The 16,259-nt window shown below is 65.5% G+C and carries 10 protein-coding genes; 4 read left to right on the forward strand and 6 right to left on the reverse strand.

Features of this window, described 5'->3' with window-relative positions; genetic code table 11:
* The first annotated feature begins 23 nt into the window (after positions 1-23).
* The gene (locus AC066S_RS01985) at positions 24-935 is read left to right on the forward strand and encodes a LysR family transcriptional regulator (RefSeq protein WP_478268783.1); all 912 of its coding nucleotides are present in this window, start codon (positions 24-26) and stop codon (positions 933-935) included.
* Positions 936-944: 9 nt separating this feature from the next.
* Here AC066S_RS01985 and AC066S_RS01990 read toward each other — a convergent pair whose 3' ends face one another.
* Positions 945-4,376 (reverse strand): indolepyruvate ferredoxin oxidoreductase family protein, encoded by a 3,432-nt coding sequence (locus AC066S_RS01990; RefSeq protein WP_478268784.1) that lies wholly within the window; start codon positions 4,374-4,376, stop codon positions 945-947.
* A 152-nt stretch (positions 4,377-4,528) separates the two neighbouring features.
* On the opposite strand from AC066S_RS01990, the gene AC066S_RS01995 reads away from it, so the two are divergent.
* Positions 4,529-4,984, forward strand: coding sequence for an Lrp/AsnC family transcriptional regulator (locus tag AC066S_RS01995; RefSeq protein ID WP_126259525.1), 456 nt, complete (start codon positions 4,529-4,531; stop codon positions 4,982-4,984).
* 154 nt (positions 4,985-5,138) lie between these two features.
* Here AC066S_RS01995 and AC066S_RS02000 read toward each other — a convergent pair whose 3' ends face one another.
* Complete coding sequence (locus tag AC066S_RS02000; RefSeq protein WP_126259526.1) at positions 5,139-5,333, reverse strand: hypothetical protein; 195 nt, start codon at positions 5,331-5,333, stop codon at positions 5,139-5,141.
* A 46-nt stretch (positions 5,334-5,379) separates the two neighbouring features.
* Here AC066S_RS02000 and AC066S_RS02005 point away from each other — a divergent pair, with 46 nt between their 5' ends.
* Positions 5,380-9,495 carry a sensor domain-containing phosphodiesterase gene (locus AC066S_RS02005; protein WP_478268785.1) on the forward strand — a complete coding sequence of 1,372 codons (4,116 nt, stop codon included), beginning with the start codon at positions 5,380-5,382 and terminating at the stop codon, positions 9,493-9,495.
* Between the two features lie 51 nt (positions 9,496-9,546).
* Here the strand turns inward: AC066S_RS02005 and galE are convergent, their stop codons facing one another.
* The 4 genes from galE to AC066S_RS02025 form a co-directional block, all read right to left on the reverse strand.
* Positions 9,547-10,539 carry a UDP-glucose 4-epimerase GalE gene (galE, locus tag AC066S_RS02010; RefSeq protein WP_126259528.1) on the reverse strand — a complete coding sequence of 331 codons (993 nt, stop codon included), beginning with the start codon at positions 10,537-10,539 and terminating at the stop codon, positions 9,547-9,549.
* Between the two features lie 19 nt (positions 10,540-10,558).
* Positions 10,559-11,362: a WecB/TagA/CpsF family glycosyltransferase gene (locus tag AC066S_RS02015; RefSeq protein WP_135166103.1), complete on the reverse strand. Its 804-nt coding sequence runs from the start codon at positions 11,360-11,362 to the stop codon at positions 10,559-10,561.
* A complete protein-coding gene (locus AC066S_RS02020; protein ID WP_478268786.1) occupies positions 11,355-13,739 on the reverse strand; it encodes an exopolysaccharide transport family protein in 2,385 nt (794 codons plus the stop codon). Before AC066S_RS02020 ends, AC066S_RS02015 begins: the two co-directional genes overlap by 8 nt.
* A gap of 291 nt (positions 13,740-14,030) precedes the next feature.
* Positions 14,031-14,831 carry a class I SAM-dependent methyltransferase gene (locus tag AC066S_RS02025; RefSeq protein WP_135170264.1) on the reverse strand — a complete coding sequence of 267 codons (801 nt, stop codon included), beginning with the start codon at positions 14,829-14,831 and terminating at the stop codon, positions 14,031-14,033.
* Between the two features lie 396 nt (positions 14,832-15,227).
* Here AC066S_RS02025 and AC066S_RS02030 point away from each other — a divergent pair, with 396 nt between their 5' ends.
* Positions 15,228-16,256, forward strand: coding sequence for a glycosyltransferase family 2 protein (locus AC066S_RS02030; protein WP_478268787.1), 1,029 nt, complete (start codon positions 15,228-15,230; stop codon positions 16,254-16,256).
* The last annotated feature ends 3 nt before the right edge of the window (positions 16,257-16,259 follow it).

A 16,259-nucleotide genomic window follows, 5' to 3' on the forward strand; every position in this document is an offset into this window, starting at 1 on the left:
AGTAAGAGCGGATAATCTCGACCATGGATCGCTTTACCAGCCTGACCGCCTTCGTCCATGTGGTTGAAAACGGCGGCTTTTCCGCCGCCGCCCGCCGGCTCAACATGTCGACGACCATGGTGAGCAATCACGTGCAGGCGCTGGAGGACCGGCTCGGCGTGCGCCTGCTCAACCGCACCACGCGGAAGGTGAGCCTCACCGAAATCGGTAAGGCCTATTACGACCGCTCGACCCAAATTCTCGCCGATCTCGAGCAGGCCGACGACATCGCGAGCGAATTGCAGTCGGTGCCTCGCGGCACGCTGCGCATTCACGTCGCCACCCATATGGTCCCGTTCGCCGCGCCGGTCGTGGCGAAACTGCTCTCGACCTATCCGGAGCTCAAGGTCGATCTGCGCATGGGCGAGGCCGATGTTGATCTCATCGAGGAAGGTTACGACGTCGCCCTGCGCATGACCCCGCCGCCGGATTCAAGCCTGATCGTGCGGAGCCTTGCTACCTGGCGTCACGTGCTGTGCTGCTCCCATGATTACATCGAGAAGCACGGCAGGGTGCAGAAGCTCGACGAGCTCAAGGGGCATAATTGCGGTCGGCATTTGAACTATCCGTTCGGCGACGAATGGCGCTTCCTTGATCGCAAGGGCACACCGGCCTCCGTCCGTATTTCGGGCAGCTTCGTCACCAATAGCGGGGAAGCGCTGCGAAAGGTCGCGCTGGAGGGTGCGGCCGTCTGCATGATGGCTGGGTTTCTCATTCAGGACGATCTCGAAGCCGGCCGCCTCGTGCGGCTCTTGCCGGAATATCGGACGGTCGAGCTGTCCATGAACGCGGTCTATCCGCACCGTCATCATCTCTCGGCGAAGGTCAGGACCTTCATCGACCTGATCGCGCACCACAGCACCGAGCAGCAGAAGCTGATCAATCCCTATTCGTGAGGCCTGCGGTCAGGCCGCTCGCAGCGCCGTCTGTCGCGCCAACAGAGACTCGACCTCCGCCTTCACGGACGCGATCGCAGTCTCCTTCACGGGTCCATAACCGCGGATCTCCATGGGCGCCTTGGCAATCGCGACGAGATCGGGAAGACGCGCAGCGTCGAGCTGGTCGAGCATCCGTTCGATCAGCGCTTCGTACCACGCAATCAGGTCGCGCTCGGTGCGCCGTTCCCGGGTGTAGCCGAACGGATCGAACGGCGTTCCGCGCAGCCCCTTCAAGCGCGCGAGGATGGCGAGCGGCATCTGGATCCATTGACCGAAAGCGCGTTTGCGCGGGCGTCCACGGGCGTCGCGCTCCGAGGGGAGGAACGGCGGGGCGAGGTGATATTGGACGCTGAAGCCATCCTCGAATTCGCGCTTCAGCTCGTCGAGGAAGCCGCTCTGCATGTGCAGGCGCGCCACCTCGTATTCGTCCTTGTAGGCCATCAGCTTGAACAGGCCGCGTGCGACGGCCTCGGTCAGAGCCTCGCTGTTCAGGGCCGCTTCGGCATGACGAATTCTTGCGACGGTCGAACGGTAGCGCGCCGCATAGGCGCTGTCCTGATAGGCGGTGAGAAAGTCGGCGCGACGGTCGATGATCTGGTCGAGCGTCTCGACCTCCGGCGCTTCCGTCATTTTCGGCAGGAAGTCGGGATCGGAAGCCGCGATCCGGCCCCAGGCAAAGGCCTGCTTGTTGCGCTCGACCGCGACGCCGTTGAGCTCGATCGCGCGCAGCAGCGCCTGCAACGAAATCGGGACCAACCCACCCTGCCAGGCAAAGCCGAGCATGATGATGTTGGCATAGACGGCATCGCCGAGCAGCCGTTCGGCCAGCGCGTTGGCGTTGATTGTGCCGAGATTGTGCTCGCCGATGACCCGGCCGATCGCGCCTAGCCGGGCGGCGGAGGCGAGATCGGCATCGCGGAAGCGGACCACGTCGCCGGTCGGCATCTCCGCGGTGTTGACCGCGGCACGCGTGCCGCGGCGGTAGGTGCCGGATGCCTTCGGCGACGAGCTGACGACCAGATCGCAACCGATCAGCGCATCGGCCGCGCCCTGGTCGATGCGCACCTGGTGCGGGGCCTCGAGACCTGGTGCGAAGCGAATATAGCTCAGCACAGGTCCGAACTTCTGCGCAAAGCCGGTGAAGTCCAGCACCGAGACGCCGCGGCGTTCGAGGTGTGCGGCCATGCCGATCAGCGCGCCGACCGTGATCACGCCGGTGCCGCCGACGCCGGTGACGAGCAGGTCGTAGGGGCGGTCGAGCGAGGCTGAGGGGGGCAGGGGAAGCGTGGCCGCATGGCCGATGGCGTCGATCTGGCTCGCGGCCTTCTTCCGGCGCGTCGCGCCTTCGACGGTGACGAAGCTTGGGCAGAAGCCGTTGAGACAGGAAAAATCCTTGTTGCAGGCCGACAGGTTGATCTGACGCTTGCGGCCGAACGGCGTCTCCTTCGGTTCGACGCTGAGGCAGTTGGATTCCACCGAGCAGTCGCCGCAGCCTTCGCAGACGAGATCGTTGATATAGGCGAAGCGCTTGGGGTCGGCCATCTGCCCGCGCTTGCGCCGGCGCCGCTTTTCCGTGGCGCAGGTCTGCTGGTAGATCAGGACCGAGACGCCGGGGATGTCGCGCAGCTCGCGCTGCACGGCATCCATCGCCTCGCGCGGATGGATGGTGACGCCGGCCGGCAGGTCGGCGGGCGAAAACTGTGCGGGATCATCCGACACCAGCGCGATGCGCATCACGCCTTCGACGCGAACGCTGTGCGCGATCGCATGGACGCTGACCGGACCGTCGACCGGCTGGCCGCCGGTCATCGCGACGGCATCGTTGAACAGGATCTTGTAGGTGATGTTGGCGCCGGCCGCGATCGCCTGCCGGATCGCCATCGAGCCGGAGTGGTAATAGGTGCCTTCGCCGAGGTTCTGGAAGATGTGCTTGCGGCCGGTGAATCTCGACGAAGCCGCCCAGTTCACGCCTTCGCCGCCCATCTGGATCAGCGACGAGGTCTCCCGGTCCATCCAGCTCGCCATGAAATGGCAGCCGATGCCGGCCAGCGCCTTCGATCCCTCCGGCACCTTGGTCGACGTGTTGTGCGGGCAACCCGAGCAGAAATAGGGCGTGCGCGTTGCGCCCGGGACGTTGATGCTGCGTGCCGCCTCCGGCAGGAGCGCGGCTGCGCGTGCGGCGAGATTGAGGCCCGGAAACATCGGATCGAGCCGGCGGGCCAGGACGCCGGCGAGCGCGCGCGGCGACAATTCCCCGATCCAGGAGATCAGCCTTGCCCCGGTTTCATCGTGCTTGCCGACCATGCGTTCGGGCTTGCTGCCGGGATAGTCGTAGAAATATTCCTTGAACTGGCTCTCGATGATGCCCCGCTTCTCCTCGACCACGAGGATCTCGCGCTTGCCCTTCACGAAAGCCATGGCGTCGTGCAGCGCCAGCGGCCAGACCATGCCGACCTTGTAGACGTCGATCCCGATGCTGCGGCAGGCGGCCTCGTCGAGGCCCATCAATCGCAGCGCCTCCATCAGATCGAGATGTGCCTTGCCCGTGGTGACGATGCCGTAGGTGGCGTCCGGAATGTCGTAGACGTGACGGTCGATCGGATTGGCCTTGGCGAAGGCGTAGACCGCGTGCTTCTTCGCCTCCAGCCGCTCCTCGATCTGCGGGCCCGGCAAGTCGGGCCAGCGGTAGTGCAGGCCGCCGGGCGGCGGCGTAAAATCGGGCGTGCGGAAGAGGCGCGGTGGTCGCAGCGCCACCGATGCGCCCGACTCCACGATCTCCGAGATCGCCTTGAAGCCGACCCACATGCCGGAGAAGCGGCTCAGCGCGTAACCATATTCGCCGAACGCGAGATATTCGCCGACGCTTGCCGGATGCAGCGTCGGCATGAACCAGCTCATGAAGGCGACGTCGGACTGGTGCGGCATCGAAGAGGAGACGCAGCCATGGTCGTCGCCAGCGACCACCAGCACGCCGCCATGCGGCGAGGAGCCATAGGCGTTGCCGTGCTTGAGCGCATCGCCGGAACGATCGACGCCGGGGCCCTTGCCGTACCAGAGTCCGAACACGCCAGCGACCTCGCGGTCGCCTTGCGTCTCGACCTGCTGCGAGCCGAGCACCGCGGTCGCCGCGAGGTCCTCGTTGACGGCGGGCAGGAATTCGATGCGGTCCCGCTTGAGGCGTTCCTGGATGCGCCAGAGTTCGAGATCGACGCCGGCGAGCGGCGAGCCGCGATAGCCGGAGATGAAGCCGGCGGTGTTGAGGCCTTGCGCACGATCGCGCCGCGCCTGGTCGAGCGCGATGCGGACGATGGCCTGCGTTCCCGTGAGGAAGACGCGGCCCTGCTCGCGGTCGTAGCGGTCGGAAAGCTCATAGGTGTCGAGTGACGGAATGGCGTCCATGCGGACCTCCCACGCATTCCCCCGGATCGGAGCAGGGTAGGCCCGGACGGCTGGTAGGTTTTACCTATCTTTTTCTTCGATCCGATCTATTGTGGTAGAATTATCCAGAGTGGCCGATAATTCGGTGGAAAATTCCCCTGTGGCGAGGCCCCATGATCGAAGACCAGGACGCGCGAATCCTCGCTCATCTCCAGAAGGACGGCCGCGCCACCAACCAGCAACTGGCGGACGAGGTCGGCATGTCCACCTCGGCCTGCTGGCGCCGGGTGCGCGCGCTGGAGGAGGCTGGCGTCATCCAGAGCTATGCGGCCCTGGTCGCGCGCGAGCAGGCGGGCTTTGCGATGTCGGCCATCCTCCACGTCTCGCTGGAGCGGCACGATGCGAAGTTCGTCGACGAATTCGTCGCCAGGGTCACGAGGCGCCGCGAAGTGCTGGAGTGCTTTGCGACCACAGGCGATGCCGACTATCATTTGCGCGTCGTGGTGCAGGACATGGCGGCCTATAATCGCTTCCTCGACGAGTTCATGTTTCGCATCCCCGGCATCCGCTATGTCCGCAGCAACGTGGTGCTGAAGGAGATCAAGTCGAGCGTGGCGCTGCCGTTTTGAGAGCGGCTCGCACGGCTCTCGTAGGGCAGGCAAAGGCGCGCTCGCGCCGTGCCCACGTTCTCTATCGGAATCGTCGAGAGATGGCCTCGACGATCGGCATGGCGTTCCCCGAGGTTCTTGCCCTTGGCGGGCAATGGTTGTTGAAGCCATCGTCTCAAAGCGCAGCTGCGATATCAACCGGCCGTAAACCAATACAGGGCTGCAAATTCGTAAACAGACCCGCTTTCGGTGTAGGATTCGTCCACGCTGCGGTATTTTCCGGCAGTTTGGCGCGGTCGTTCGCAGCCCGTTCACTTTGATTGACAGTTTGCGGCGCGCAATAACGACCACTTAGGCGATCGGCATTCATAAAGTCACCTGGGAAAAACTGGCAGAATGCCCCGGGAGCTGAGATCGTGACGACGACACTCGCGCGCACCTTTGCGGCGTTGAGCGCCATCAACGAAGCGATCCTCTATGCGAAATCGCCGGACGAGCTGTACCAGAAGGTCTGCTCCGCCGGGTTTGCCAGCGGCGACTTCCTGGCCGTGGCCGTGTTCCTGGTCGAACCGGACGGCGGCCGTTTGCGGTTCGCGGCCGGCTGCGGCGACGACGTTCGGCGGCTGCGCTCGATCGTGATCACGACGGAAGCCGGCACGCCCGAGGGATCGGGCGTCGGGGGCGAGGCGTTTCGCGAGCAGAAGCTGTGCATCAGCAACGATTACCTCAACGATCCGCGCTCGCTGGCCTGGCGCGAGGGCGCGGCTTCGGCCCACATCGGCGCGGCTGCGGCGCTGCCGCTGCTCTGCAGCGGCAAGAGCGTCGGCGTGCTGTATGTGACCCGCAGCGAGGCCAATTCGCTGGACGACGAGATGGTGTCGCTGTTCGAGCGCATGTCGGCCAACATCTCCTATGCGCTCGACAATTTCGCGCGTGAGAGCGCGCGGCAAGCCAGCGAGCGGGCGACGCGGCGGCTCAATCGCATGTTCGGGGCCATCAGCGCCACCAACGAGGCAATCCTGCGCGCCAAGACCGAGCAGGAGCTTTATCAGCGCGTCTGCGATGCCTCCGTTCACGGAGGCAAATCGCTCTCGACCGTCATTCTGCTGAAGGAGCCGGATTCCGATTGGCTGAAGCCTGTTGCGGGTACCGGCCAGAACCTGGAATTGGTTGCTCGAACCCGGTACTCCGTCGATCCGGCAAATCCGTATGGCCGCGGAATTTCAGGGGAGGTATTCCGCTCGCAGAAGCCGTGCCTGGAAGACGATCTGCCCGGTCGCACCAGGGGGACGCCGTGGGAGCAAGCCAACATCAATACCGGCGTCGCCGCCTGCGTCGCCGCTCCTCTGATCAAGCATGGTCAGAGCGTCGGCGTCATGCTGTCCTTCATCAGCCGGTCCTGGGCCAAAGACGAAGAAGTCGTCGCGCTGATGCTGCGGATTGCCGAAAACGTCTGCTTTGCGCTCGACAATTTCGATCGTGAGTCCGAGAAGGCCAGGATTGCGGTGGAGGAGGAACGCCTGGCGCGCATGTATGCCGCGCTCAGCGCCACGAACGAGGCCATTCTGCGCGCTCACTCGCGTACCGAGTTGTTCGATCTCGTCTGCGAGGCGACCGCCAAGGGCGCCAAGTTCACCTCGGCCAATATCGCGCTGGTCGACCGTGACGCCGAGCTGCTGCGCGTCGTGGCCTGTTACGGGCCGAATGCGAATGAGGTTCGCAACTTCAAGTTCTCCACCTCCGAGGAGGTGCCGGAAGGCCGCGGCTTGACCGGCACCGCCTATCGTACGCGCCGGCCCGCCGTCAGCAACGACGTGCTCGCGGACGAGCGCCTCGCGCCGTGGCACGCCAGCGCGCGCCGGACCGGAATCGCATCCTCCGCCGCCTTGCCGCTGTTCTGCGGCGACCGGGTCGAGGGCGTGTTCCTGTTCAACGCTCCGGAGGCCGGCACCTTCACGGATGAATTCGTCGAGTTGCTGAGCAGGCTCCAGGCCAACGTCGCCTTCGCGCTGGAAAGCTTCGATCGCGCCGAGGAGAAGGCGCAGGACGACAAGCAGCGGGATCGCCTGAGCGGAATGTTCGAGGCACTGAGCGCAACCAACGAGGCCATCATCCGCGCCAAGACGCGCGAGGAGTTGTTCGAGGCTGCCTGCCAGGCCGGCGTCCTCGGCGACGTGTTCGCTTCGGCTACGATCGGCATCATCGACAGGGACAACGAACTCCTTCGTGTCGCCGCGGTGAAGGGGCGTCTGCAGGAGCAGATGGCCGGGCGGACCTGCAATCTTTCCGCCGGTCATCCCGAGGGCCAGGGCATCATCGGGGTCTCGATCCGGACCCGCCGGCCCAGTGTCATGAACGACTATCTCAACGACCCGCGCTCGATGCACTGGCGGACGAAGGCGGTTGAGGATGGAACGCGGGCTGCCGCCAGCTTTCCGCTTCTGAAGGCAGGCCAGGAGCCGATCGGCATCTTGCTTTTCCTTGCAACCGAAGAGAACACGTTCACCCCAGATCTGGTCGAATTGCTTGGACGTCTCGCCGAGAACGTGTCGTTTGCCCTGGACAACTTCGACCGTGCCGAGGAGAAGGCCCGCACCGAGAGCCAAAAGGAACGGCTGACGCGCATGTTCGCCGCCCTGAGCGCGACCAACGAGGCGATCATGCGGGCGAAGTCGCGCGCCGAGCTGTTCGATCTCGTGTGTCACGCGGCATCGCATGGTGCCAAGTTCACGTCGACGACCATCGCGCTGGCCAAGGCCGAGAGCGACCAGCTGGAAATCGTGGCGAGCGCGGGCCCGTCCGCCAACACCACGCGCAACGTCCGCCTCTCCGTCGATCCGGAGCGGCCCGAAGGGCGCGGCATGAGCGGCACGGCGTTCCGCACGCGCCAGCCTTGCATCAGCAACGACTATCTCAACGACGATCGCGTCCGTGTCTTCCACGCCATCGTGCGCGGGGACGGCGCGAAGTCGGGCGCGGCGTTCCCGCTCATCGTACACGAGCAGGCCGTCGGCGTCATGATCTACATGTCGACCGAGCCCGGCACCTTCACGGCCGAGTTCGTCGAGCTGTTGCAGCGTCTCGCCGACAACGTCTCCTTTGCGATGGAGAATTTCGATCGCGCCGACGCCAAGAACCAGGCGGACGAGCGGATCGAATACCTCGCCTCGCATGACAGCCTGACGGACCTTCCGAACCGCGAGACCTTCAACGGGCTCTTGCGCGCGGCGATCGACGCGGCGGAGCGTCACGATCACCGCTTTGCGGTGCTGTTCATCGATCTCGACCGCTTCAAGGTCATCAACGATTCGCTGGGGCACGAAGCCGGCGACCTGCTTCTGCTCGAAGTGGCGAACCGCTTGCGCGGCGCGCTGCGGGCAAGCGACGTGGTGGCGCGGCTCGGCGGCGACGAGTTCGTGGTGATCCTCGACCAGTGCGGCAAGATCGATGACGTCCAGCGCATCGCGACCGAGCTCCTGGCCGCACTCGCCCAGCCCATGGAGCTGGCCGGGCACGAATGTCACACCACGGCGTCGATCGGCATCGCGATGTATCCGGCCAACGGTTCCGACGTGCAGACGCTGACCAAGAACGCCGACATGGCGATGTATCTCGCCAAGGAAGACGGCAAGAACGGCTATCGCTTCTTCTCCAAGGAAGTGAAGACGCAGTCGATCGAAAGGCTGTCGCTGGAGAGTGCGCTGCGCCGGGCGCTGGAGCGCGGGCAGTTCTCGCTGAACTACCAGCCCAAGGTCGAGATGGAGACCGGCCAGATCACCGGCGTGGAAGCATTGCTGCGCTGGGCACATCCCGATCTCGGCAACGTCTCGCCGGCGCAGTTCATTCCGCTTGCGGAAGAGACCGGACTGATCGTGCCGATCGGCCGCTGGGTCCTCAACGAGGCCTGCGCGCAGGCCATGGCCTGGCAGCGCCGCGGCCTGTTGCCGCTGTCGATGGCGGTCAACCTGTCGCCGCGGCAGTTCGCCGACGAGCATCTGTTGCAGGACGTCGACGAGGCGCTGGCGGCCAGCGGCATGTCGCCGGTGCTGCTTCAGCTCGAAGTCACCGAGAGCATGATGATGCGCAATGTCGGCCGTGCGCTCAAGGTGCTCGACGCCATCCAAAGTCGCGGCATTCGCCTCGCCATCGACGATTTCGGCACCGGCTATTCGTCGATGTCGCTGATGAAGCACTTCCCGATCGACACCATCAAGATCGACCGCTCCTTCGTGCGGGACCTGCCGCAGGATTCGGAAGACCAGGCGATCGCGCAGGCGATCATCAGCATGGGCAAGGCGCTGGGCATGACCGTCGTCGCCGAAGGCGTCGAGAACGCCGAACAGGAGGCGTTCCTGCGCGCCCATGGCTGCGACGAGATGCAGGGCTTCCTCATCTCGAAACCCTTGCCGGCACGGCAGATGGCCGAGCTGCTGCGGCCGATGGTCCTGCCTGCCGCTCCGCCGCTCCAGCCGGAGCCGGACTTTGCCGCCACGGAAGCCGCGGCGTCACGGCTGAAACGCGCCGTCGTCTGACCGCTGCAGCTGTCCGCCCCCGGCGGAGCCAGGCGCGGGCGCCTCGATCGCCTATCGCGCCCTGAACGGATGCGCCTTCTGGTGCCAGGCCCAGGCGGTGCGAATCACCGTCGCCAGGTCGGAGTGGCGCGGCACGAAGTTCAGCACCTTTCTCGCTGCCGAAGGATCTGCGACCAGATAAGTGGGATCGCCGGCGCGGCGCGGCTTGACGGTATGCGGCACCTCGCGCCCGGTCTCCTGCCGGATGGCGTCGAGGATCTGGCGCACCGAGAACCCGGAGCCGGTGCCGAGATTGAAGCTGCCGCCGGCATGTCCGCCTTCCAGAAGCTTCAGGGCCGCGACATGCGCCGCCGCGAGGTCGGTGACGTGGATGTAGTCGCGGATCGCGGTGCCGTCGGGTGTAGCGTAATCGTCGCCGAACACCGCGAAATCGACATGTCCCTGAAGCGCCATCATCGCGCGCGGAATGAGATGGGTTTCGTTGTCGCGCAGTTCCCCGATGCCACCGCCCGGATCGGCGCCGCTGGCGTTGAAATAGCGCAGGCAGAACGCGCCGAAGCCATAGGCAGTGCGATAGTCGGCGAGCATCCGCTCGATCATCAACTTCGATGCGCCGTAAGGATTGATCGGCGCGCAGGGGAAGTCTTCCGGCAGTTCCTTGGAATCGGCGTTGCCATAGACCGCGCCGGTCGAGGAAAACACGATGCGATGGCAGTTCGCGTTGCGCATCGCCTGCAACAGCGACAGCGTTCCCTGCACGTTGTTGACATAATATTTCTGCGGGTCGGTCATGGACTCGCCGACAAGGCTCGCCGCCGCGAAATGCATCACCGCCGTGATCTTGTGGTCGGCAAAGGCGCGTGCCAACGCCGTGCCGTCCAGCAGATCGCCAGTGACCAGCGGACCGGCAACGAAGCTGCGATGGCCTGTCGAAAGATTGTCATAAACGACGGGCTGATAGCCGGCGGCGGTCAATGCGCGGCAGGCGTGCGAGCCAATATAGCCCGCGCCTCCTGTGACGAGGACAGTCGGTCGGTCGGTCATGTCGTCTTGTGCTCTTCTCTTAGTAGAGGGGGCGGTTGCGGCTGAAGAGAAGATAGAGCGCGCGGGGGTTGGTGGTCAAATAGCGCCAGAGCAGGCGGCGTGGCTCGAGCAAGGTGCGCCAGGCCCATTCGAGTCCGATTTTTTGCATCCATTGCGGCGCGCGGGAACGGCTGCCTGACAAGAAGTTGAAGAGGCCGCCGGATGTCTTGATAACGCCAACATTGGTGAGATGCGGCGTGAACTCCTTCACGAATGCCTGCTCGTTAGGCACGCCGAGCGCGACCCACAGATAGTCCGGCGCAAGCGCGTTGATCTCCTCGACCTTCGCGCGCAGCTCTTCGCCGCGCAGATAGCCGTGGCTGTGCCCGACGATCTTGAGCTTCGGATACATCTTCTGGACGTTCGCGACCGCTGCGATGTTCTCGGCCTCGCTGGCGCCGAACATGTAGAAGGTGCGGCCCAGGGCTTCCGCCTTGCGCGCGACCACGTGGAACAGGTCCGTGGTTGCGACGCGTTCCGGCAGCGGAAACCAGGATTGCAGCTTCGAGGCGGCGACCAGCGGCTGGCCGTCGGCGTTGATCAGATCGGCGGCACGGAACAGGCGCTCGGTCTGCGGCTCGGTCGAACAGCGCGCCAGCACCTCGCCATTGGCCGACGTCAGGAACAGCGGACGGCCGATGCGACTGTCGGGATCGGTCGCCTCGATCATGAAATCGGCGGTCTCTTCCAGATCGAGCGCGGCCATCCGAAGCCCGCCGACGGTGATCCGCGGCACGTCGGCAGTTGCTGCCCGTCCGTCGAGGTTGACGCGGCGCTCAAGCATATTGTCTGCCTCGCTGACGCGTTTCAACTTTAGGGGTGAGCTCGTCGAGCACGACGCCGACGAGCTTGCGCTCGGCGCGGCCGAGCGCGGTCAGGATCTCTTCGAGACTGTCGTTGAGATCGAGGCTGGTCGGCAGCACCGCCACCAGCGCGTCGGTGTCGTCGAGCAGCTTGCGGCTGCCCGCAAGAAGCGGCATCGCAGGGCCGTCGAGGATCACGAGGTCGTAGCCGCCTGCGGCGCGCGCCTGCGCAATCGCCTTGCGGATCGCGTCGGCGGTCTTGCCGGCATCGCCCTCGCCGGCCGGCAGCACCGAAATGCCGTTGACCGTCTTGATCTCGCGTGCGGCCTTGCTGCCGATCGAGAGCCAGCCGAGCCTGCTCGGTTCGTTCTTGCCGGGGCGGCCGACCTTGTTCGAGAGAGCGTGGGTCTGATGGTCGGCGTCGATCATGAGCACGCGGGCGCCATCGCGCGCGGCCGCGAGTGCGAAGTTCAGCGCACTCACGCTGCGCCCGGCGCTCTCGCCGGTGCCGACCAGCGCAATGACCGGCATCGCCTTGCCGCCGGCGCGCCGGGCCACGGCCGCGCGCATGTCGCGCCAGGCGTTGAGCAGCTTCGTCAGGGGAAAGCCGGGCCGCAACGTCGGCCAGCCCAGCCGGGTGAGATCGACGCCGCCGCCGGTGGCGAGAATGGCGCCGAGCGTGTGAATGACGTCGGCCTCCTGAAGGCGCGCGATCAGGGGCTTCTCGATCGAGGGGTTCTCGACCATCGCGGGTTGCAGCGGTGGCGCGGCAAGTTCGGGCGGGATCTGCGCGACCTCGGGGGATCGCGACGGCTGCTCGGGCCGCGAAGCCTCCAAGGCCCGCGAAGGCTCGGGAGCGCGCGCTGTCTCCGGCACCGGCTTGCGTTCGCGGCGGGCCGGCGCGGGCGCTGGCGCGGTTGCGCCGGCGAACAGAAGCTCGACTGCTACGAACCAGCTCGAGGCCGCAAGCGCGCCGAAGATGAAGCCGATCATGGCGAACAGGCTCATCGCCGGCGGGAACGAGCGCCGCTGCGGCACGGTCGCCTCGCCGATGACGCGGGCCGCCGAAGTGTTCAGGCTCTCCTGCTCCTCGGTCTCGCGGGAGCGCTTGAGGAAGGATTGGTAGACGTCGCGGCTGGCATCGGCCTCGCGCTCCAGCTCGCGCAGGCGCACGGCGGCCTGGCTGAGCTGGACGCTCTGCCGCTTCTGCGCTTCCAGCGCCCGGTTGAGCGAGGCTTCATAATCGCGGGCGCGCGTCAGATCGTTCTTGGCGGACTGGGCGAAGCGGTCGATCTCTTCGCTGATCGTTCGCTTGAGGTCCTCGACCTGCTTCTCGGTCTGGCGCAGCGCCGGATGGCGCGGTCCGAGCTCGCCGGCCTGCTCGGCATATTTCTTGCGCGCATCGGCATATTGCGCGCGCAAATTCGCGATCGTCGGCGATTGCAGCGCTTCCGGAATCGCGCCGGCATCGGCAGCGGTCCGGCGGCTCGCCTCGATCTGGTCGAGCCGCGCCTGCGCATCCATCGTCGCCGCGCGCGCCGCGGAGAGCCGCTGGTTGCTGGCGGAGAGCTGCTGGTCGCTGATCAGCGCATCCTGGGTGCCGACGAAATTGTTCTGGGCCTTGTAGGTGGCGAGCGCCGTCTCGGCGTTGCGCAGCCGCTCGCGCAGCTCCTTGAGGCGGCCGGAGAGATCGCTGGTGGCGCGCCGTGCGGCCGAAGCCTGCGAATTGCGGGATTCCGCGAGATAGGCATTGGTCAGCGTGTTGGCGAGCATCGCCGCCTTCGCCGGATCCGTCGACCACACCTCGATGTCGACGATGAAGCTCTTCTCGGTCTTGCGGATCGTGATGTGCCGGTTCAGCGCCTCGAGCGCCGCAAGCTGCACCTCGGTGTTGCCCGCAGCGGAGGGCGCCCGGGGCTGAAGACCGATCAGGCCGAGCAGCGACGACATCAGGCTCCTGCCGTCGCTGCCGCCGAATTCCGGATCCTTGTCGAGACCGGCCTGCTCGATCACCTTGAGCAGGACGCTGTTGGCGGTGATCAGTCGCGCCTGGCTCTCCACCACCATGGACATGCCGGAGACGTCCTGCGCGCGCGGCGTCAGCTCCCGGTCGACGAGCTGAAGCTCGCGCGGGTCGACATAGAGCTGGGCGGTGGCGGTGTAGCGGGGCGTCAGGCTCTTGCCGATGGTGACGGCAAGCGTTGCGCCGAGCAGGGCAGCCGCGGCAATCGCGATCTTGCGCCGCCAGAGCAGATTGGCGAGCTCCAGCACGTTGAAGCCGGCCTGGAAGCCGGCCTGAGACCTCTGTTGCGGAGGCTCGGGTCTCGCCCGATCTATCGGCTGGTTATAGTCAAGCATGATCCCCAGCTTTCATTCCAAGTGCCGCAGGCTGAGGGGTTACTCTTCGCTCTACGCCACGCACCCGGGATATAGGTGCCCAATCAACGCAACAGGGAAAATTAACCATACTCATTGAGGGACTATTCACCGAAATGGCAAACAAAGCGTTTAAGCGCTTGCCAGCCGGCCGAGCCCCCTTGTGACGCCCAAGTCGCGCGGGCTTCCCGGAGATTAACGGTTCGTTACCGCGCACGGTTCGGCCGCGAGACCCCGCCTGTCCGGTGATGGGCCGCACGCGCGCCATGATGGTCAGCTTTTGCGCAGGATGACGTGATAGTCGCCGCGGCGGACGTCGATGCCGCGCGGAAGCACGGCGTTCAGCACCGCGGCGCCAGCGTCCACGAGAGCCGCGAGCAGCGGCTTGCGCCGGCGCATCTCGGGATAGCGCGGACTTTCCACCTCACGGCGGTAGATCATCTCGAGGCCGTTGGCGGCCGCGAACGCTTCCAGCCGGGGCAGCGTCACCAGCGGGTGGAAGAACGTCGGGAATGGCGGCTCGCCGGGCAGGCCGGCATCCTTGATGCCGCGAATGTGACGGTAGAACCAGACGTGAAACCAGTGCGGCGAATATTTGGTGACAACGCCGGACAGCGAGCTGGGATTGGGTGCGCCGATCAGGATCAGGCCGCCGCGCTTGAGCGCGTCGCGGAAATTCAGCAGCGCGGCGTCGACATGGGGCAGATGCTCGATCACGTTGTAGCAGATCACGAGATCGAAGCTCTCGCGCCCGAAACGGTAGGTCTGCACGTCGCCCAGGATCGCCTCGTCCGCGTAGCTGTTGTTGCGGACCTGGTCCTCGTCGATGTCGACGACGGTGACCTTGCTGCGATGGAGCAATTCCGGCGGCAGGACGCTGCACGAGCCGCCGCCGGCTTCGTAGATGGCGAGTTCAGCCTTCGGCAGTTCGCCGCGCAGCACCTCGTGGACGGCGAGCAGGCTATCGCGGGCTTCGCCGGGGACGAGATCGTGCAGCGCCTGGACGGGTGCAGTGGCCGCGGGGATCCGGATCGCCGTGGCTGTCGCGAAATCGATCGTGGCTGGCTTGTTCATATTTTCTGACCGCGCTTGTTCTAATCAAATTTACAGGAAAAGACTCGCTTGCCCGAAGAGCAAATCCGATGCCGCGCCGTCTCACCGGTTGCAGTGCTTACGGTCGGGTTAATGCGCACGCGCATTAACTACGGCATTGTTCATGTTGGGGGCTCCGTCGGCGCGCGGAGCGCGAATTGCACTATCACGCAGGCATGATGGCGCGGGAGAAAACAGGCGAAAGCGGTTAAGCGCATGATGTTGTTTCAGGACGGCCGGCAGACCGGCGCGAGACCTGGGCACGCGCCTGCGCCGGGCTGGTCATTTTGGCACGCATCTGTCCCGCGGCGATGTGCCGTCGCGGGATGCGTGACCGAAGCAGGGTTTTCTCAACATATCTCGGACATCTAGAACGTCATGACATTGATCCCGACAGACCTGTCCGCCACGCGCATCTCGGATGCCGTGCGCGATCCCAACCGGGAGATCGCGGCGAGCTCCCGCGTCATCGACCTGTCGGTCGGCATTGTCGTCTGCATTCCCTGCTTCCGCCGTCCGCAGCACCTGCGGCTGACGCTGGAATCGCTGGCGAACCAGCGTACCCCGCGTTCCTTTGCCATCGTCATGGTCGAGAACGACGCTGCGCGGCGCGAAAGCGCGCCGGTCGCCGCCGAGTTTCTGGCCGCCGGCAGGCTCCAGGGCGTGTGCCTTGTCGAGAAACGGCAGGGCAATTGCCAGGCGATCAACGCTGCGTTCGAGACGGCGCAGGCGCTGTTTCCCGCCGCGACCCGCTTCCTGATGATCGACGACGACGAGATCGCATCAAGCGACTGGCTCGAGCTGATGGTCCGCACCGCGGAGGCGACCGGCGCCGACGTGGTCGGCGGGCCGGTGCTGCCTGTGTTCGAGGACGACAGCAAGCCGTGGCTGTCGCGCCATCCCGCCTTCCGTCCGGCCTACGACTATTCCGGCGCGGTGCCGCTGATCTATGGCTGCGGCAATTGCCTGATCACGCGCGCGGTCTTCGAGCGGTTCGAGCGTCCCGCGTTCGACCTGCGCTTCAATTTCCTCGGCGGCGGCGATTGCGACTTCTTCGTGCGGTGCCGTGATGCCGGGATGATATTCCACTGGACGGCGGAGGCCGTCATCACCGAGACCGTGCCGCAAAGCCGCACCAGCCTCGGCTGGATCGCAAAGCGTGGCCTGCGCATCGGCGCGATCAATTATCGCGTGCAGTACAAGGCGGCTCGAAGCGCTGGCGCGCGCGCATGGGTGTTCGCGCAGATGCTCGGACGGCTGCCGCTGTCGTTGGTCCGGTCCGGTCGCCTGCTGGCGACGTCGAAGGCCGTCGTCGCCATGCATCCGGCGCTGGTGGCGCTCGGCTCCATGCTCGCGGCGTTCGGCTTCGCGCCGAAGCCCTACGAGGCCTCCAAGATCGTGTCGTGACGG

Source organism: Bradyrhizobium sp. CFUWI (assembly GCF_056429085.1).